Origin of the sequence: Paludicola sp. MB14-C6 (assembly GCF_030908625.1) — a bacterium.
Lineage (GTDB): Bacteria > Bacillota > Clostridia > Oscillospirales > Ruminococcaceae > Paludihabitans.
In genome coordinates this window covers 1986471-2005968 of the sequence record NZ_CP133133.1, presented here as the reverse complement: position 1 = coordinate 2005968, position 19498 = coordinate 1986471, and the positions used below count along the sequence as shown (strand labels likewise).

Annotated in this window: 24 protein-coding genes; 3 read left to right on the top strand and 21 right to left on the bottom strand. The window is 33.5% G+C overall.

Features of this window, described 5'->3' with window-relative positions; genetic code table 11:
- Positions 1-330: 330 nt before the first annotated feature.
- The 4 genes from RBG61_RS09650 to RBG61_RS09635 all read right to left on the bottom strand — a co-directional run bounded on the left by RBG61_RS09650 (position 331) and on the right by RBG61_RS09635 (position 4054).
- Positions 331-1383, bottom strand: coding sequence for a hypothetical protein (locus RBG61_RS09650; RefSeq protein ID WP_307943020.1), 1053 nt, complete (start codon positions 1381-1383; stop codon positions 331-333).
- 69 nt (positions 1384-1452) lie between these two features.
- A complete protein-coding gene (locus RBG61_RS09645; protein ID WP_307943018.1) occupies positions 1453-1746 on the bottom strand; it encodes a YlmC/YmxH family sporulation protein in 294 nt (97 codons plus the stop codon).
- A 119-nt stretch (positions 1747-1865) separates the two neighbouring features.
- Positions 1866-3269 (bottom strand): sulfatase-like hydrolase/transferase, encoded by a 1404-nt coding sequence (locus RBG61_RS09640; protein WP_307943017.1) that lies wholly within the window; start codon positions 3267-3269, stop codon positions 1866-1868.
- 38 nt (positions 3270-3307) lie between these two features.
- On the bottom strand, positions 3308-4054 hold the full coding sequence (locus tag RBG61_RS09635; protein WP_307943015.1) for an AAC(3) family N-acetyltransferase: 747 nt from the start codon (positions 4052-4054) through the stop codon (positions 3308-3310).
- A gap of 201 nt (positions 4055-4255) precedes the next feature.
- On the opposite strand from RBG61_RS09635, the gene RBG61_RS09630 reads away from it, so the two are divergent.
- The gene (locus tag RBG61_RS09630; protein ID WP_307943013.1) at positions 4256-4534 is read left to right on the top strand and encodes a hypothetical protein; all 279 of its coding nucleotides are present in this window, start codon (positions 4256-4258) and stop codon (positions 4532-4534) included.
- Between the two features lie 202 nt (positions 4535-4736).
- On the opposite strand, the gene RBG61_RS09625 is transcribed toward RBG61_RS09630, so the two are convergent.
- From RBG61_RS09625 to RBG61_RS09560, 14 genes are all read right to left on the bottom strand, one after another.
- Positions 4737-5021, bottom strand: a complete 285-nt coding sequence (locus RBG61_RS09625; RefSeq protein WP_307943012.1) for a hypothetical protein — start codon at positions 5019-5021, stop codon at positions 4737-4739.
- A 113-nt stretch (positions 5022-5134) separates the two neighbouring features.
- Positions 5135-5410: a hypothetical protein gene (locus RBG61_RS09620; RefSeq protein ID WP_307943010.1), complete on the bottom strand. Its 276-nt coding sequence runs from the start codon at positions 5408-5410 to the stop codon at positions 5135-5137.
- Between the two features lie 113 nt (positions 5411-5523).
- Entirely contained in the window at positions 5524-5799 is a 276-nt protein-coding gene (locus RBG61_RS09615; RefSeq protein ID WP_307943008.1) for a hypothetical protein, read from the bottom strand.
- 280 nt (positions 5800-6079) lie between these two features.
- Complete coding sequence (locus RBG61_RS09610; RefSeq protein WP_307943006.1) at positions 6080-7477, bottom strand: oxaloacetate decarboxylase subunit alpha; 1398 nt, start codon at positions 7475-7477, stop codon at positions 6080-6082.
- 46 nt (positions 7478-7523) lie between these two features.
- Positions 7524-7931, bottom strand: coding sequence for a biotin/lipoyl-containing protein (locus RBG61_RS09605; RefSeq protein WP_307943005.1), 408 nt, complete (start codon positions 7929-7931; stop codon positions 7524-7526).
- A 44-nt stretch (positions 7932-7975) separates the two neighbouring features.
- Positions 7976-9376 carry an acyl-CoA carboxylase subunit beta gene (locus RBG61_RS09600; RefSeq protein WP_307943003.1) on the bottom strand — a complete coding sequence of 467 codons (1401 nt, stop codon included), beginning with the start codon at positions 9374-9376 and terminating at the stop codon, positions 7976-7978.
- A 116-nt stretch (positions 9377-9492) separates the two neighbouring features.
- Complete coding sequence (locus RBG61_RS09595; protein WP_307943000.1) at positions 9493-9867, bottom strand: hypothetical protein; 375 nt, start codon at positions 9865-9867, stop codon at positions 9493-9495.
- Positions 9868-10103: 236 nt separating this feature from the next.
- Positions 10104-10859: a pseudouridine synthase gene (locus RBG61_RS09590; protein WP_307942997.1), complete on the bottom strand. Its 756-nt coding sequence runs from the start codon at positions 10857-10859 to the stop codon at positions 10104-10106.
- A 37-nt stretch (positions 10860-10896) separates the two neighbouring features.
- A complete protein-coding gene (locus RBG61_RS09585) occupies positions 10897-12036 on the bottom strand; it encodes a D-alanyl-D-alanine carboxypeptidase family protein (protein ID WP_307942996.1) in 1140 nt (379 codons plus the stop codon).
- Between the two features lie 86 nt (positions 12037-12122).
- Complete coding sequence (gene ytfJ / locus RBG61_RS09580) at positions 12123-12560, bottom strand: GerW family sporulation protein (protein ID WP_307942993.1); 438 nt, start codon at positions 12558-12560, stop codon at positions 12123-12125.
- Positions 12561-12614: 54 nt separating this feature from the next.
- A complete protein-coding gene (locus RBG61_RS09575) occupies positions 12615-13268 on the bottom strand; it encodes a hypothetical protein (protein ID WP_307942992.1) in 654 nt (217 codons plus the stop codon).
- A gap of 21 nt (positions 13269-13289) precedes the next feature.
- Positions 13290-13865 carry an SMC-Scp complex subunit ScpB gene (scpB, locus tag RBG61_RS09570; RefSeq protein WP_307942989.1) on the bottom strand — a complete coding sequence of 192 codons (576 nt, stop codon included), beginning with the start codon at positions 13863-13865 and terminating at the stop codon, positions 13290-13292.
- A gap of 139 nt (positions 13866-14004) precedes the next feature.
- Positions 14005-14751, bottom strand: coding sequence for a segregation and condensation protein A (locus RBG61_RS09565; protein ID WP_307942986.1), 747 nt, complete (start codon positions 14749-14751; stop codon positions 14005-14007).
- Positions 14752-14784: 33 nt separating this feature from the next.
- A complete protein-coding gene (locus tag RBG61_RS09560; protein ID WP_307942983.1) occupies positions 14785-15519 on the bottom strand; it encodes a site-2 protease family protein in 735 nt (244 codons plus the stop codon).
- Positions 15520-15758: 239 nt separating this feature from the next.
- On the opposite strand from RBG61_RS09560, the gene rpmB reads away from it, so the two are divergent.
- Positions 15759-15947, top strand: a complete 189-nt coding sequence (gene rpmB / locus RBG61_RS09555) for a 50S ribosomal protein L28 (protein WP_307942981.1) — start codon at positions 15759-15761, stop codon at positions 15945-15947.
- A 162-nt stretch (positions 15948-16109) separates the two neighbouring features.
- Here rpmB and RBG61_RS09550 read toward each other — a convergent pair whose 3' ends face one another.
- From RBG61_RS09550 to RBG61_RS09540, 3 genes are all read right to left on the bottom strand, one after another.
- Positions 16110-16385, bottom strand: coding sequence for a hypothetical protein (locus tag RBG61_RS09550; protein WP_307942979.1), 276 nt, complete (start codon positions 16383-16385; stop codon positions 16110-16112).
- Positions 16386-16422: 37 nt separating this feature from the next.
- Positions 16423-16695: a hypothetical protein gene (locus RBG61_RS09545; protein WP_307942977.1), complete on the bottom strand. Its 273-nt coding sequence runs from the start codon at positions 16693-16695 to the stop codon at positions 16423-16425.
- A 126-nt stretch (positions 16696-16821) separates the two neighbouring features.
- Positions 16822-17805 carry a radical SAM protein gene (locus RBG61_RS09540; protein ID WP_307942975.1) on the bottom strand — a complete coding sequence of 328 codons (984 nt, stop codon included), beginning with the start codon at positions 17803-17805 and terminating at the stop codon, positions 16822-16824.
- A gap of 255 nt (positions 17806-18060) precedes the next feature.
- Here RBG61_RS09540 and RBG61_RS09535 point away from each other — a divergent pair, with 255 nt between their 5' ends.
- Complete coding sequence (locus tag RBG61_RS09535) at positions 18061-19434, top strand: uroporphyrinogen decarboxylase family protein (RefSeq protein WP_307942973.1); 1374 nt, start codon at positions 18061-18063, stop codon at positions 19432-19434.
- Positions 19435-19498: the final 64 nt, after the last annotated feature.

Sequence of the window (19498 nt, the reverse complement as noted above, 5' to 3'; positions counted from 1 at the left end):
CACCAATATTTTCTAATATCATTTTATAATCTTTGATTGGTAAGGTCAAGCTTTTTAGCAATTTTTTTGAATTTCATACCAAATACCATTTATTCTATTTATATTCATCAAGATATAAAAATTGTTGAATCGGACAAACTTTCTTTTGCTTGTCTTTTTTCTAGCAAAAAAACGCTATTGATGAAAGCTAAAAAGCGATAGCTTTTTCGGAAATTTAATTTTACTCAATTCATTAACAATAAACCTCAAAGCACTTTTACGCAGCACCTTGAGGTTTTTCTATTTCTAGGATTGCCTACAAATATTCACTCTCAGCCTTTAATAAAGCTTTTATTCATAATTGTTAATATCGCTGTCATAATACATTTTTGCTATTTTTTCATATTCACCCGAAGATGGTTCTTGTTTTGTTTTTGCCTTTTCACGATACATAGCAACAATTTCGTCTGCAGATAAAAAGCGTTTATCTTTTTTATCTAATATAGGTTGCTCTATTTCCTCTATTATGTTTGTTTCTAGTTGTTCCATATTTTCATCCAATTCATGTTCTTCTTTTTCAGATTCCAAAATAGATTGATTTTCTTCATTAACGTCCACTTTGGTTTTGGAAGCTTCTGTTTGTGCAGTGGTAACTTCTATTTGCGATTCCAAAATCATTGGTTTCATATCTTGTTCCTCATCTTCATTGATTCTTTGTTTACTAGGCTGTACCCATTCAATTTCTGTTTCTTCCTCTATATAATCGGATACAGGAATAGACTGTATTTCTATTGCTTCTTCATTGTTTAGCAGTTGTTGCTTTTTATCAATACAGATTAACCGAAATATGAAATAAAGTAAACAAACGCCCATAATTGGAATTGCACCAAATAAAATATACCCTTTTATACCGATAAAATTATTATATACAGCACCCCAAGTAGAGATATATTGATCTACTTTCCCCTCAATTTCACTATCTTGAATCTTTACAGATTCCTTTTCATAACTATATAAGCTTGCCATATATTCATTCTCATTTACATCAGTGATAACACCTAAAACATAATAATTGTTAATGGAATATACTTTTTTGTCAGCATAACGATTTTGAATTAGTATTTTATCCCCAACAATATAGTTATTAGACTTAGATATGATTAACATACCGCCTTTTTTATAATCGACACTATGTACATTCTCAGAAAGCGGACAAAAACTCTTTGACGAAGCAAACGGGACTTTAGGAAGGGTAGTATTATTGTTTGCTGTTTGATTTGTAATGTTTACCAAAATTAAAAAATATAGGTCAATCACAACAAAAAACAATATTACGAGAAGAGTAATCTTCATCCATAATTGCAATGCTATTTTATCAGATTGTACGCTTTTTCCCTTTTTCACCAAGCAATCACCCTCTCAAATGCAACATATATATTTTATTATCATGAATATCGCATAATAAGTCAAGTATTATCCAAATAATTTATCAAAATAGCTCACTCTTTGCGGTTTTTTATCCCGAACTAAATTTTGTTCTTTTACTAAAATTGTATCTTCACCAATAATTTCTATGTCGCTCCAGTCAATTAAAATATCCTCATGTCGGCCAAACAATCCGAAAAACCGATATCGCCCATAGATAACAAGTGATACGACATCTGCAGTTTTTGTATCGAATACGATATCATCCACATAACCGATTTTCGCTCCATCTGATACATCTATAATTTCTTTGTTCTTAAACTCTGCAAATCTAGATGTCATATAGCAACACTCCTATCTTTAGCTTATAGTATCATAAAAGTATATTACAATTTTAATCATAAAATTACCGTTCATAAAAAAATATATGCCGCAATATGCGGCATATATTCAAAAAATAGTTATAATGTTACTTCATCCCAATATTTCTTTGAAAACGGATGATTTGCGGTATCTTCCCACTCAGCCTTATATTCCAACAAACGTTTCTTTAAAGCTTTTACTACATCAGCATAGTTGGGATCATGATATAAATTATTCATCTCATTCGGGTCATTTTGAAGATCAAATAGCTGACTTTGACTTCGCTCTAAACGGTATTCTAACAATTTATAACGTTCATTTTTCACAGACCGAATTAAAGAAGTATATGAAAAATATAAATCCTCTCTTGTTTTTTCGGTACTGCCTTTTAGCATAGGTTCAAAACTTCGTCCTTCCACTGAATTAGGAATTTCTAAGCCCACTAATTCGCATAATGATGGATAGATATCTAAAAGATATACGTAGTTATCACAACGTAATCCTTTTTCAATCCCTGCTCCACTGATTATCAATGGAACTCGTACGCTGTGGTCATATACGCTTTGTTTACCCATTAAACCATGTTGACCTACTGCTAATCCGTTATCACCTGTAAATACAATAATCGTATTATCGAGTTCGCCTTTCTTTTCCAAAGCTTCTATCAATTTACCTACGTTATAGTCAATATGAGAAATCATAGCATAGTAATCTGCAATATGTTGCTTTACTTCTTTTTCCGTTCTTGGGTAAGAAGCCAAATCCTCATCACGACTTTCTCCAGTCATTAAACCAACACCGTAGTAAAATGGATGACCTGGAGCAAAGTTTTCAGGTAATTCAATTTCATCAGGGTTATACATATTTTGAAACTCTTCTGGCATAGTGCGAGGGTCATGTGGTGCTAAGTATGATAAATATAAGAAAAATGGTTTTTCACGATCTTTTTCAATAAACTCAATAGCACTCTTTGTAAATAAATCAGTAGAATGTTGTCCTACACTTATTTTGTCACAAATCATTGGCATTGGGTGATTAGCATGAAAGAAATTTGGAGTAAAGTTTGCAGTTTTTTCGTAAATACCGTCTTTATGATAATTACAAACCGGAACATTCCAATGATCCCACATACCTCCAAAGAAAATATTATCGCCATCACAAAAGCTTCTGCCATATGATTCTGTACCGCTATGCCACTTTCCTATTCCGATTGTTTCATAGCCGTTTTCTTTAAAACATTGTCCCATTGTTGTATCTTTAGTTGGAATTTGTTCACCACAACCATATAAATGATATAACGTTTTACCGGAGTTAATCATAGCTCTGCTTGGCATACAAACTGCACCCGAAGTTCCTCCCGGAATATGGGCATGGGTAAATGCGGTTCCGTTTTCTACTAGCTTGTCCAGGTTTGGCGTTTTAATTTGTTTGTTTCCCAACGCATGAATCGTATCTGCTCTTTGGTCATCTGTTAAAATAAATAAGATGTTTGGCTTTTTCATCCATTTTCCCTCTCTTTACTGTCATTTCATCAAAAACCTTAAATGCTATCTACAAAATACAAATCGTTTGCCATAATTGCTTTTACGCCTTTATCAATCGCAGCAACAGCCTCTATTAAATAAGCTTCTCCATTTAAAACTTGACCTTTTTTCAACTCCGCTTCGGATAATATATTTTTCAATCGGTCATAGCGTTGCACAAATCTATCAAAATTATGTGGATAATAATCTTTATGATATGTTCCGGTGGAATCGGTTACTGTATAATTTACCGGCTGCTTTCTTAAGCAATAGCTTGCAAATGCCATTTCTTCTACTCCATGCATAAATGTGTTTGGTTTCAGCCCACATCCAAGCATCAGAATTTTTCCGTTGACTTTTGTTAACAAACGAAATGGTGAACGCTCTCCAACGGGTGTATTATCCAACTTATGCGCTGAAGTTAATGCATGAGCCATTCTGCCTACCGCACATACAGAATGGGTTGGATGTATGCTTCGATGTGAAGCATATTGTGTACGAAATACTTCAGGGAGAGTGCCAATGCAAGTTGGTGTTTGCTTATAATCGTAAACCGGACAATTTGGTGTTACGCTTGCATAAGATAGTGCAGGAACTAACAGTGTTCCTTGTTCGCCTACTGCCGCTAACAATGCTTCAATTATGTCATTCGCTTTTATGTCGGGTACGTTGAGTCCTTTGATAGAAGTATGTACCAAAACAGTATCTCCTGCTTGAATACCTAGTGCTTTCAAATCTTCTAATAATTTTTCTTTGTGATTCAATCTCAAATCCCCCTTTTATCTTTCTTCATTATACTAGTGTAACTGCCTCATTTCAATATGTTTCTTTAATAAATATTACTGTTTTCTTTTAATCATCAATCCTTACATGTAAAAAAAGGTGTAGCACGAATTCTTATACATACATATTATATATCAGGAGGTCATCCCTCCTGATTTTGAAAACAGAATAGGAGAATTTTTGTGTATAATTGCGGAATGAATAATAATTGGGCACCAAAATGTGGATGTCAAAACAAAGGTAGACAAGAAAAACCTGTTTGCAATTGGAATAACAACGAAAATGACATTGATATCGATATCGACATTGATATCGAAAACAATCAGTTTATACAACAAAAAGCTAGCGGCAACGAGGGCTCTTGTAAGAGAAAACAACCTGAGGCTAAACCTCCAGTTTGTCCAATGCCAAGATGTGCAGTAATTTGTGGTTATCCACTTTTCAATGACTTTCACGCATAATTAGCAACTTACTCCTAATTTGTATTAAAAGATGTTTTATGACAATAGAATTCTTTAAGAAAGCACCTTTTCTTATTGTTACTTTCTATAAAAAAGCATAGGGCAGGAATCACCTGCCCCTTACTTAAAAAAGAAACCTGTTTTCAGGTTTCTTTTTTATTATATTGTTTTTTGTAATTTTGATTTGATTCTGATTGTAGTATTAAAAGAGCTTTGTATTCGTAATAATACAATATTCAGCTATTACCAATAATAAAATTGCTATACTTGTTAAGATTACCTTTTTATATTTCGGAGTGCTTTTCCAATCAAATTTATAGTCAGCCATATATACAGCAACTACTCCTAATATATCAAAAATTCTTGGTCCTTTATATAAAAACTTCCCATAAAAAAAGATTGTATTCACCAATATCAATATGATATAGCTCCATCCGATTACTCGTACAGCAATTATGAATTTTTTATTATTCAATAGCTCTTTCATTCTTATAACCTCTCAATAATTTGATAGCATTTTGGATATTCAAAAACAGTATTTTCTATCATTGTAGCCCTAACACATTGAATTTAATGTTTATCTTTAAGCTATTGAAAAAACTAAGTATGAATGATTAGACTAAGGCTACATAAAACTATAATTAAAATATCAATACATATAAAAATTATCCTCTTTTTTGTAGAAACTTTTTTCCAATCATATTTATAATTAGCCATATAAACTGCAAGAAATCCAAATAATTTGAAAAATGATGGAACTTTATCTAATAACGCTTGGTTAAATATGATAATATCAATAATCAAAATAATAATATTAATCCATCCGATTACTCGTACAGCAATTATAAATTTTTTATTATTCAATAGCTCACGCATTCTTATAACCTCTCAATAATTCGATAGCATTTTGGATATTCAGAAACAGTATTTTCTATCATTGTAGCCCTAACACATTGAATTTGATATTTATTTTTAAGCTATTGCAAAAACTAAGTATGAATGATTAAACTAAGGCTACATAAAACTATAATTAAAATATCAATACACATAAAAATTATCCTCTTTTTTCGAGGAACTTTTTTCCAATCATATTTATAATGAGCCATACTTAATCCAATAAGTCCAAATAATCTGAAGATTGATGGTACTTTATTTAATAAAGCTTCGTTAAAAATGATTATATCAATAAGCATAATGATAACATTAATCCATCCGATTACTCGTACAGCAATTATAAATTTTTTATTATTCAATAACTCTTGCATTCTTATAACCTCTCAATAATTTGATAGCATTTTGGGTATTTAGAAACAGTATTTTCTATCATTGTAGCCCTAACACATTGAATTTGGTATGTTATAACCATAATGTATGATTCTTTACATTATAATATAGAAATTAAGAGTATTAGAATTTCTCTTAATATCTATATTATATATATATATCAAAAATGTCAATGTTTAACTGGTAACAAAATGGTAACATTATTATTGAATGGATATTAATGCACAAAAGACCTATCCTTTCGGACAGGTCTTTATTTGATTAAACCGGATGAACTGCGTTTGCTTTATCAGCATGGTCAGCATCAATATTAAATTTTTTGTTGCGACGTTTTTCAAAGAATTTTGTTGCAACTTGGCCAAATTGTGCGTAGCTTAATACATCTTCCTCTTGCTCAGTCCACTCTGCTGCTTCTTTGCGTAGAGATTCAAGCTCAGGTTTTAGTAAATCAGCTGGGCGACAATCAATTGGCTCTTGGTCTCCGCAGATTTTCTTTCTGAATTCAGGATCAATTTCAACAGGAGTTTTACCATATTCACCACGAACTAAGCCTTTGAACTCTTTTGTAACAGTTTTATAGCGTTCGCCTGTAATTACGTTAAATACTGCTTGTGTACCAACGATTTGTGATGTTGGAGTTACAAGTGGTGGGAAGCCGGAATCTTTTCTAACTCTTGGAACTTCTTGAAGAACCTCAGTTAATTGATCTGCTTTACCAGCTTGTTTTAATTGAGATAATAGGTTAGATAACATACCGCCCGGTACTTGATAGATTAATGCATTTGCATCAGTTGCTAACATCTTAGTATCTAATAATCCGGAAGCAATATATTTTTCTCTTAATGTCATGAAGTAATCTCTAACTTCGTTTAAAGCAACTAAGTCTAAACCTGTATCATACTCGGTTCCTTGAAGCGCTGCAACCATAGATTCGGTTGGAGCATGAGAAGTACCAAGTGCTAAAGGTGACATTGCTGTATCAATTACATCAGCGCCAGCTTCAATACCTTTTAATAGACACATAGAAGCAAGACCGGAAGTATAGTGTGTGTGTAATTGAATTGGAAGCTTCGTTACTGATTTTAGCTCATGAACTAATTCAGCAGTTTTATAAGGAGTAAGCAATGCAGCCATATCTTTGATACAGATAGAATCTGCACCTTCTGCTTCAATTCTTTTTGCGTATTCTTTATAGTATTCGTTTGTGAATACTTCACCTAATGTATAAGAAATTGCAACTTGTGCATGTGCTTTTTCTTTTTTAGCAGCAGAAATTGCTGTTTTTAGGTTTCTAATATCATTTAATGCATCGAAAATACGAATAATATCAATACCATTTGCAACTGATTTTTGAACAAAGTATTCTAGTACGTCGTCAGCATAGTGACGGTAGCCTAACATATTTTGTCCTCTGAATAACATTTGTAATTTGGTATTTGGCATTTCTCTTCTAATAATTCTTAATCTTTCCCATGGATCTTCATCTAAGAATCTTAAGCAAGAATCAAATGTTGCTCCGCCCCAAACTTCTGCTGAATAGTATCCGATTTTATCCATTTTAGATAGGATTGGTAGCATTTCATCTATTGTCATACGAGTTGCAATCAAGGATTGATGAGCGTCACGCAAGACAGTTTCCGTAACTTTAACTTGTGCCATCTGTTTTTATCCTCCGTTACTTGAATTTTAGATTTATCGTTACAAACTAAGCAATTGTAACTAGAGTATCGCCAGCATTTACGCTGTCACCTTTTCTCACTAATACAGAAGTGATTTGACCGTCTACTGTTGCAACAACGTCATTCTCCATTTTCATAGCTTCAAGTATAACAACTGGTTGACCAGCTTTTACAGTATCGCCTACTGCAACTTTAACGTCAATAATTGAACCAGGCATTGGAGCCTCAACCTTTGTGCCTTCGCCTGCTGCAACTGATACTGCAGGTGCTGGAGCTGCTGGTGCAGGAGCTGCTACTGGAGCCGCTACTGGAGCTGCAACCGGTGCTACTGCTGGAGCTGCAACTGGTGCTGCTACAGGTGCTGCACCTGCTCCTAATTCCTCAACTGCTACGTCATATGCTCTACCGTTTACTGTTATATTAAATCTTCTCATTTTACAGTCCTCCTTAATAATTTGAACCAAATATTATATTATAATTAGATTGTTGCGTGTTTCTTTGGTAATTTAGAAGCACGTTTGCCTGCTAACATGTCTAGCATGTTAATTACAGTTGCTCTTGTTGATTCAGGAGCAATAACGTTTTCAATGTAACCACCTTTAGCCGCTTCAAACGGAGATGCTACAGTGTCAATATATTCTTCTACAAGTTCTTTTCTTGTAGCTTGAAGATTATCAGTGCCTTTGTAGCGATCTGCCCATAAGAACTCAACAGCTGTTTCAGGAGCTAATGCGCTAATTTCAGCTTGAGGCCAAGCTAATGTAACGTCAGCATTTGCATTTTTTGCACCTAAAGCAATATAAGCAGCGCCATAAGCTTTACCTGTAATGATGCTGATTTTTGCAGTTGTTGCTTCCGCATATGCACTTGCTAATTCAGCAGCTTTCTTGATAATGCTAACATCTGCTGTCATTTCAAATCCATTTGTATTTACAAATGTAACCATAGGAATATTGAATGCATCGCAAATTTTTACAAAACGTGCAACTTTATCACAAGCAGCAGCATCTAATGGGTTATTTTTGCTAGTTACTACAAAAGCTGTAGTAATACCTGCAACAGTACCTAAGTAAGTATATGCACCGTTCGCATAGTCTTTATTGATTTCAAATAGGCTATCTACATCTGCAATTGCTTCTGCAACTAATTTTGGACATCCTTCTGGATCAAAAGTTTGTGCATTTTCAGCATAATCGAATAAAGGTGCAGCAGTTAGATTGTTGGTTGGAAGCATTGTAATTAATCTTCTAACAGAATCTAAGCAAGCATCTTCATCTTCACATACAACAGAAGCTACACCAGCTTTTGCAGCATTTTCAGCAGAACCAGCATTCTCTGTTTTATCGCCATTTGCGCTTGTTACGAATGGAGCAGTCATAAATAACTCACCATTTTTACTCATTACAACAAAATCAGCAGATGCCGCTAACATAGCAGAAGCACCGGCACAAGTTCCAAGAACTACTGCAATTTGAGGTACCACACCTGATAAGTTATTGGACCACATCAACATTTTAGAATAAGCAGAAAGCATCATATTCGCTTCATCCAGCTTTGCACCGTTTGAATCTAAAATGCTAACAACAGGACAACCTGTTTTTGCAGCTAATTCATAAATTTTTCTAATTTTTTTTGCGTGAACCTTTGAAACAGCACCGCTATTTACTGTTACATCTTGAGAATATGCATAAACAATAGCACCCTCAACTAATCCGTAACCAGCAACCACACCTGCTGTGTCATCCCCTGACAATGCGAAAGCATCCAACTCAACAAAGCTGTCTGCATCAAATAGAGTCGTTATTCTTTTTCTTGCAGGAGCATTTTGGTCAATTTTATTACCAAGCTCTACAAGTTTATTCAGTTTTGCTTGACTCATTTTAGTTCCTCCGTTTCTTTATCTAAATCTATATTTTTTTAATTACATATCAAAATCAATTATACACAATTGATAATTAAATAACAAGCATTTTTTTGATATTTTATACGATTATTCTATCCATTATTAGCCTTTTTACAAGAGCAGCATTGAAATAGAATATCATAAATAGAAGGTATTGTATATTCTTCCTGTTGCAACATGTTAAGCTTTCTTACAATTTCAATTGGAAAAGAATATTTGAAAATTGCCTTGTTAATTCCTACTTCGTAAAGACTTCCCAGTGCAGCTCGAATCAATCCATCTTTTTCTGATAAACTATTTGCGTTAATTGCCACAAACTCACCATATTCCGAAAACAGATTATATAAAACATATCCTGTTATTTCATTTTCGTCATATAGTGCGTATCCTAAGTTTGCATTGGTATTTTCTTTTTCGTTTAAACTTTGTAACAATTCCCTATCTTTTACCGGCAGCATTGTTATCATTCTTTCAGCCCCCTAATACTGTAAACAGTTTCGACATATTCTCTGATTTTACAACCTTTTTCCCAAACTTTATTATACTAGATAAATATGAATAATACTAATGTTTTTTAAAAAAACAAATAGAATTTAAAATTAAGATTCTTATTAAAAATACGTTTTGATGAAATAAAATGGCAGACACGAAAAATGCCTACCATCTTGTTTTAAAAAAATAAAATTTACACTATTTTCGCAATCTATCTTCTGAATTTTTTAACTCTATCGTTTTTTGCAAGTACATTTCTTATTGCCATGAGCTCTTCTTTTGTAAGCTCTCTGGTTGTTCCCGGCTTCAACATACCAAGACGAATTGGACCGATTGCCGTACGCTTCAAACGTGCAACTTCAAGATTGACAGCTTCACACATTTTACGAATTTGACGATTTCTTCCTTCACGAATTACCATTTCAATTACAACTCGATTTGCTTCTTTCGTTAAAACATGAACCATTGCAGGAGCTGTTTTTCTTCCGTCAATATAAACGCCCTCGCTTAATTTTGCAGCTTGCTCATCAGTAATATCCGGACGAACAGTTACACGATATGTTTTGGTCACCTCATGACTTGGATGCATCATTTGATTTGCGAAACGTCCATCATTTGTGAATAATAATAATCCCTCTGAATTCAAGTCAAGACGTCCAATTGGAAATAATCTTTGATCGGATTCAGGTAAAAGTTCTGTTACGCAGCGTCTTCCTCTATCATCTGACATTGAAGTTAAATAACCTCTTGGCTTATTCATCATTAGATAAGTAAATTCTCTTTTTCGCTCTACCAAAATACGTTCGCCATCAATTGTGATTAAATCGTTGCGAGCATCAACCTTTTGCCCAATTGTAGCAAAATGTCCATTTACCTTAACTCTTTTTTGTTCAATGAGTTCTTCTGCTTTTCTTCTTGAGCAAAAACCACTATCCGCAATTATTTTTTGAATCCTTATATTTTCCAAAGTTGATTCCTATCCCTTTCTTTTATCCGATTAAATATTAAAATATATTTGAAAAAAATTCTTTCAGTTTACTGAAAAATGTCTTTTTCTTTTCTATAAATGGAGTAAGAGCAACATCTTGATTGGCAACTAATATTGTTGATGCAACTTCATAATCATTCAAATAATGTTTTATTTCTCCTACCACATCGCCCTTTTTAATGGGGGCATAATAGAACCTATTTATGTAAATCTGCTGTTTCAGCAGTTTTACTTCATTTTGTTGAACAGGAGCAGTTGTTGTTACATGAGTAGCTACTCCAATTTTATTTTGCGTTCCACCAACAACATTCAGTTTCAATTTATCTACACTTACGTTAATTGGTGTTTTTTCAATTTGTGGAAACCAAGTATCATATAATGTTTTATGAACGTTCCAATCGTCTGCCGCTCCAAGTGTTACGCAAATGAGCGTTACGTCATCTCTGGTTGTAGCAGAAACCAAGCAGCGACCTGCTTTTTTTGTAAATCCTGTTTTTACACCAATACAGCCTTCGCATTCAACTAACAATCGGTTATGATTACTTAATTGTCGTTTTTGCAATGGGTTTCCAAATTCAACTCTTGCCCTTGATTTAGAACAGATAGAAGCAAAAGTTGGATTTTTTAAAGCTGCTCTGGTTAGCAAAGCCATATCATATGCCGATGAATAGTGATTTTCATCGTGTAGTCCCGATGGTGTAACAAAATGAGAATCATTCATCGATAAACTGGCGGCCTTTTTATTCATTAAATCTGAAAATTTGGGGATGGAGCCAGCTATTTTTACTGCCGCCGCATTCGCAGCGTCATTTCCGGATGGTAGCAGCATTCCATTTGCAAGTGTAAATAAAGATGCCTTATCACCGGCACGTAGCCCCATTGAAGTTCCTTCCACCATGATTGCTTTCGAATCGACTTCAAAATTTTCAAATATATTGGGTTGCTCTAATGCAAGTAAAGCGGTCATAATTTTAGTTGTACTTGCTATTGGAAGGCTTACATGCTCATTTCCACTAGCAAGAATTTTACCTGTGGCGGCTTCCATTAAAATATAGCCTTTGGCAATAATCCCACCTTTAGTAGCAGAAACATTCGCTGCACCAAGAGGGATTAACATTATGGTTAGTATCAAAATTAAAGAAATCGTTTTTTTCAACAAACTACCACCTACTCTAGCAAGATTATATAATCTCTATAGTTTATGCAGGTGGTTAGTTGTCCTATGGCTTTCAGCCTTTGTTTTTATTCAACTTCCTTTGCAACAGCTGGTTTTGCTTTTGTACAGCATTCTTTTTTGCCTTTTTCGCCCTTACCAAATAAATCAGCAATTTTATCTATAACCTCAGGAACCATTGTTACCATTCTGTCGCCTGTATTTTTACTGTTATCCATTTGCAGAATTTTCACATCACCATTACAAATTACCAAAAATGCAAGTGGTTGAATAGAAATACCTGCTCCACTTCCACCGCCAAACAAATCTTTTGGTTGTTTACTTGGAAAATCGGAACCGCCTGCCGCAAATCCAAATCCAACTTTGGATACCGGAATAATAACTGTGCCGTCAGGAATGGTAATTGGATCTCCAACTACTGTATTTACATCAACCATTTCTCTGATTTTTTGCATAGTTGTTCCCATAAGCCCTTGTATTGGATGTTCGCTCATACTGTTCACCATTTTACTCACCATTTCGTGTTGAGTATCCTTTCGTTTCTTTTTGTATTACGAGTCTTATTGTTTCTTGTGTTTCGTTGAATGTTGTTCATGTTGCAAATTATTTTTAATAGTATTTACCAAAAACTTAACTATCATACTAATTAATGCCCCAATTATATGGCAAAATCTTAACTTAACTTTAAAAAAGATATTATACTTTGCCTCATCTGAAACAAAATCGGGAACAATATCTACAGATTTTACTTTTAAAGTAATTAAGTTATCAAGATGACCTAAAAGATTATAAATACCTGTTGAAACTTGTCCAAAAAAAATTGCTGTTTCATCAGCTTCTTCACCGCAAACTGTCATATAAAGCGACAGTTTGGTTATACGAGTATGCTTTAATAACTTAAGAGTAGGCTTTATAACTGCACGCAACAATGACAAAGCAAACTCAATTGTTTCACCAAAGCTCTTGGAATCTGGTTTCTTACTCGGCTTTTTTATATTTTCTTGCTTCTTTTCTGCAGTTTGCTTCTTCTTTTTTTTCTTTTTCTTTGGCTTTTTTGGTTTTCCATCATCGTCTAAATCGATATGATATCGATATCCAAATGCACCAATTGCTATTTTCACTTCTTCTTGAATCGAAACATAAACAGTCAAACTAAAAGATAATAGTAACGCAAAAAAGGCAATAATACTGCCTATTATAATGAGTGCCGTCACTGTATCACCTCACTGTTTATTTTATTCTTCATTTTCTAAGTAAGCGCTGTTAGAATTCACAACTTCATCCAACATAACTTGTCCGCTTTCATCCGGAAGCGGAGGCAATTCTTCTAAACTCTTTAAATCAAAGTTCCTTAAAAAATTAACTGTTGTTTGATATGCAATGGGCTTTCCCGGAACATCGAGACGCCCTGCTTCTTCAACTAAACCTTTTTCTACAAGTGAATTTACGGTAGAAGAGCTGTCTACCCCACGAATTTGCTCGATAAAGCCTTTTGTAACAGGTTGATTATAAGCAATAATCGCAAGGATTTCCATTGCCGCTTGTGACAAAGGAATATTTCTTTTCATTTCCAATGCTTTTTTTATTTTATCTGCATGAATTGGTTTTGTACAAAGTTGAAAGCTATCAACCATTTCACAAAGCATAATTCCACTGTCATCGTCATCATACTTATCCTGCATCGTTCTGAGCAGCTTATACACAATATCCTCTTCAACATCTATAGCTTGGGCAATCTTTACAACCTCAACGGGTTCACCGCTTGCAAAAAGAATTGCCTCTATTGCACCTTTAATTTTGTTAATTTCCATCTATTTATTAAACCATCCTTCGCACAAACCTAATGTTTTATTGATTTACCTATTCTAATTTTCACACCGATGTCTTTGGCGAGAAAGGGTAAAATCTTAACATATGGAAAAGCAATCACTTTTCATACTGTTATATCATTTATTGAATTTCTTCAATTGAAAGCTCCTCGGTATCATCTAAAACAAGTTTGGAGTCTTTTTGGAACGTTACTTTTGTATTATCCTCATTCACTTGTATTCGTTTTGACTTAATCAATTCCAACATAGCAAGAAAGGTTGCAACCAACTCACTGCGATCATCAGAATAAAAAAATTCTTGATAGGATACTTGGCCTGTTTGATAGAGTTTTTTTAATATAAATACAATACGTGATTCTACTGATACCATTCGTCTTGAAACAATACCTGAAAAAGCAGTTTTTGGCGGTGGCAATTTTCGTTTTGCTTTTCCTATCGCTATGATATACGCATCTAGCAGTTCTTGTTTATTATGTTTTCGATGGTAAGTTTTATCAACCTCAATTTCTTGCAGTTCTCTTATAAATAACAGTCCACCACGATTTAATTCCTCTAGCTTTCCTGCCATTGCTTTTGCAAGTTGATACTCTAATAACTGTCCTTCTAACTCTTTCTTTAATTCTTCGCCTTCATCATGTTTTGGAAGTAAAGACAGCGTTTTAATATAAACAAGACGAGCCGCCATAGTTAAAAACTCACTCGCCACTTCAAGATCTTGCGCTTGCATCTCTTCAATATAGTTAATATATTGTTCTAACAGAATAGATATTTCTATATCGTATATATTTAATTTATGTTTTGATATTAAGTGAAGCAATAGGTCAAGTGGGCCTTCATATACCTCTAGCTTAAAACTTAGTTGTTGCAAATATGGTTACCCCCAACGCAAAATTTATCTATTTTATAATAGCTTTGCGATTATATCAATAAATCCAGTTATAAAATTCATCAACTTATAAATAATGCCCTCTAAGAAATTCAAAGGTATGCTAATAATTCTTTGGAATGGGCCACCTGCTCTTGGAAGAATAAAGAAAATAGCGATCATCGCATAAAAAACGTATTGCTGATATCGCATAAACCAATTTTCAAATCGATTGTAAACATGCATCGGCATAAACAATCCAATTATTTTAGAGCCGTCCAGCGGTGGGATTGGAATTAAATTGAAGGCTGCTAACATAACATTGATTTCAATAATATAATCGAGTACCAATAATAATATACTTACAAAGTTTGACACTGAGCCTGTGGATAATGCAATATAAAATATAATTTTTTTAATCATAAGTCCGATTGTTGCGACAATAACATTGGATGCAGGACCCGCAAGTGCGGTTAAAGCCATACCATTCTTTCGATTTTTGAAATAAAATGGATTTACGGGTACGGGCTTTGCCCAACCGAAGCCAAACAACAATAACGCAGTTGTACCAATTAAATCAAAATGACTAAATGGATTTAAATCTAATCGACCTTGGCTTTTAGCTGTTGGATCACCTAGTTTATTCGCTACCCAGCCATGTGCAAATTCGTGTATTGGCAAAGCAGTAAACACAATTACGATGCCCGCTAATATGCTACTGATTATTTTTATAATATCTCCTGAGAGTAAACTTTCTAAAATCTCAATCAATCCTTTCCATTTTTAATAGGGTATTCAACATAAATAAGGAAAATTTAATACTTAGCTAATATAACATTATAAAGGAAAATACTTAAGATTACAAGTATTCTGGTAATACTAATATTGTAAATTCATCCTTTAAAAAAATTTATTGCAAAAAGACTTGATTTTATACCCTCAATCTGTTAAAATAGTCACGTTAGACTTCAAAGTTTAAAAATTCAGTAACATGAAGGAGGTGCAGATTTATGGCAAAATGTGATATCTGCGGAAAAGGTGTTACTTTCGGTATTAAGGTTTCTCACTCTCACAGAAGATCCAACAGAACTTGGAAACCAAACGTAAGACGTGTAAAAGCTATCGTTGATGGTAAGCCTTGTCGCGTACATGCCTGCACCCGTTGCTTACGTTCAAATAAAGTAACTCGTGCCGTTTAGTTGTACATTTACAATCGAAAGTAATTAAGACTCAAGCATTATGCTTGAGTCTTTTTTCATTGCAATTTATAAAGAAACTCTTTGTCAAACATTACGGTAGGTTAGTATAATCCCAACTTATTATCACGTTGAATTAACCAATAATCACATTTTATGTAGTATTTATTTTAATCTTGTTACCATTTTTAAAAGAAGTACTATTGTCGCAGCAAAAGTGATAAAAAAAGAAATCAGAAGTACAATTAAAGTAGCACGGTATAACTTTCTTATATTGAATTCTTTTTGGTATCTTGGAGATGATACAACTGGTATAAAAGGTAATACTAATATAATAGGTATCACATTAGATTCTATCACACCAATTATTTGCAATACTGCAAAAAGTGTAAATAGAGATAAAATAAATATGTAAATAATTAAAGCAATTTTTATTTTCATACTGTTTCCTCTTATAACTAATTAAAATTTATTATACTCAAAAACAATCTATTATTTGCAGTATACCAAGTATTATATTCGATATTGCTCCAAAGCACACAGCTATCACCAATCCAATCCAAATTGGCTTCTTAAAACCACATTTTCTATAGTTAATTCGGTTTATCTGTAACAATCCACCCAAAACCAAAACAGTTAAAAATGGTATTAACCCCGGAATAATTAAGCCATTAAAAATAGTCAATAGTGACAAAACCACGATACATATAGCTAGAATGATAATTAAAATGCAAAGTACTTTTTGTTTCATATAACTCCCACCTTATATTTGTTAATTCAATACAATAATACGCTATTATTCTTGTTTTGTAAATATAATTAACTTTAAATATACTTTGTGCAAACATATATATCAATATAAGGCAGAGCTATATCTTTATTTTAATACATTTGCAATATAATCGGCTTCACTTAACATTTTTGCAACGTTGTAAACCGAAAATCCTCTTGAATTTTTTGTCTCCATTATATTATCTCTTGGGTTTATACCCATCTCTGCGTATAATTGATTTACTCCTGCAAGCAAAGGCATTTTCATAGGCTCATGGACGTTCATAGATGTTTTTGGCCTAGTAACAAGTCTTGTTACTGCGACAATTTTTGTAAGCTCAAGTTCGGTTATTTCGCCTTTTTCAAATAAAGGCGTATTCACAACACATACTCTTCGCATTGCCGCCATAACATCAACGTTATAATCTCTCGCTCTTATCATTTCATCCGCTATTTGCTCATAGGTATGTTCCGGACCAATTGGCTCTATGCAATAAAAAAGCTCAAGTCCTGCTTCTTTTATTGCATCAAGAGTTTTTATTCTTTCTTCTACAGTAATATCAGTATCAATTGCTTCGTTCAGTCTTACAATATGATAAACTGCACTAAATCCCGCGTTTTTAAGCTTTCTAGCCATTTCAATATCGAAGTCACCAATGTTCGCAACAAGCTTTACTCCATCAGGCATAAAGCTTTTTACTTTAGCTCCAATCTCTAAAAACCTTTCTTGTGGAAAGTCTGCTGTAGTCATAAGAAAAAGTGCATCAATATTTTGGCTCAATACAACTTTCGCTTCAAATAAAACATCTTCTATGGCTTTATTGCTTTCTTCTTTTATGCTAAAGCTGTCTTTGGCAAGCGAACAAAATCTGCAATTACCACTGCATCGTGATGAATTTAGTCCAATTTGCGCGAAAACATATCCTTTGTTCCCATATTCTTTTCTGGAAAGCTCGTTTGCTTTTGCAATTATGCTATAAAAATCGAACGAATGATTGTCTACTGAAAGTAATTTTACTGCATCTTGCTTATTCAAATATTCATCATTGTCAATTTTCATTAAAATATCCGCTATCTCTTTTTTAATCATAATATCTCTCCCCCATTTTTTAAAAATTATAGTGTCGTTTATTTTCATAGTCAATTCGAATTATTGTTTTCAGCTGAATTTTTTCAATTATATTAATATAATACCACAATTATAAAAATAAGCAAATTTTACCGATTCTAACAAATTAAATATATACAAAAAAACATGTTTATTTACTATCATGATAAAAGAATATTATTATATAATCATACCATAATAAATGCAAACCGATAATACATAAGGGGGATATAAATAATGAATACACCAAAAGAGTTACTTTTCAAAACGCTAAGACATGAAGTTACAAATGCTACTCCATGGGTTCCTTTTGCAGGAGTTCATGCAGGAAAGTTGGTCGGATATGATGCAACAGAAGTTTTAACAGACGGCGACAAATTGTTTCAATCACTTATGGAAGTTAACAAACTTTATAAGCCAAACGGACAACCTGTTTTATTCGATTTACAAATTGAAGCAGAAATTCTGGGCTGTGAATTGGTATGGACAAAAGACGGACCACCTTCCGTTAAAACACATCCATTAGAAAACACTACCGAAATTCCTTGCAAATGTACAATTCCAAAAGAAACTGACGGAAGACTGCCAATGGCACTTGATGTTATGAAACGTATGAAAGAAGCTGTAGGCGAAACGACTGCACTTTATGGACTAATCTGTGGACCATTTACTCTTGCATCTCATTTACGTGGTAATGAAATTTTCATGGATATGTTTGACGATGAAGATTATGTAAAAGCTCTAATTGATTACTGCAAAGAGGTTGGAAATCAATTAGCTGAGTACTACATTAACGCGGGTATGGATGTTATTGCAATTGTAGACCCTCTTGTTTCTCAAATTTCATCTGACCATTTTGAAGAATTTTTATCAAAGCCATTCACTGAAATGTTTGATTTTATTCGTGATAAAGGCGCATACTCTTCTTTCTTTGTTTGCGGTAATGCAACAAGAAATATTGAAGTAATGTGTCAAACAAATCCTGACTCTATTTCAGTTGATGAAAACGTTGATTTAATTGCAGCAAAAGAAATGTGCGATAAATACAATATTTGTATTGGTGGTAATATTCCACTTACTTCTATCATGCTTCACGGTACACAACAAGACAATATGAAATACGTTGTGGATATGCTTGACAAAGTAGAAAACAAAAAGAATTTAATCATTGCTCCTGGTTGCGATATGCCATATGATGTACCTGTTGAAAACGGAATTGGCGTTGCTCAAGCAGTATTACAAACAGAAGAAGTACGTGAGATGCTTAAAAACTATGTAGCTGTTGAAGACGATATTCAAGTTGATATTCCGGACTATGATCATCTTGAAAAACCTTTAGTTGAGGTATTTACGCTTGATTCACTAACTTGTGCTGCATGTACGTACATGATGGGCGCTGCAAATGTTGCAAAAGAACATTTCGGTGACCAAATTGATATGGTTGAATATAAGTTTACAATGAAAGAAAATATTGCTCGTTGCAAAAAGATGGGCGTTACTAACCTACCTTGTATCTATGTAAACGGTAAACTAAAATTCTCATCCATCATCCCAAGCAAAGAAGAGCTTCAAACAGTTATTGAAGAATCCTTAAAAGAAATTAACCAATAAGATAACCAAATGCCCTTCATATGTAAAATACTTTAGCATATGAAGGGCATTATTTTAAGTAAAG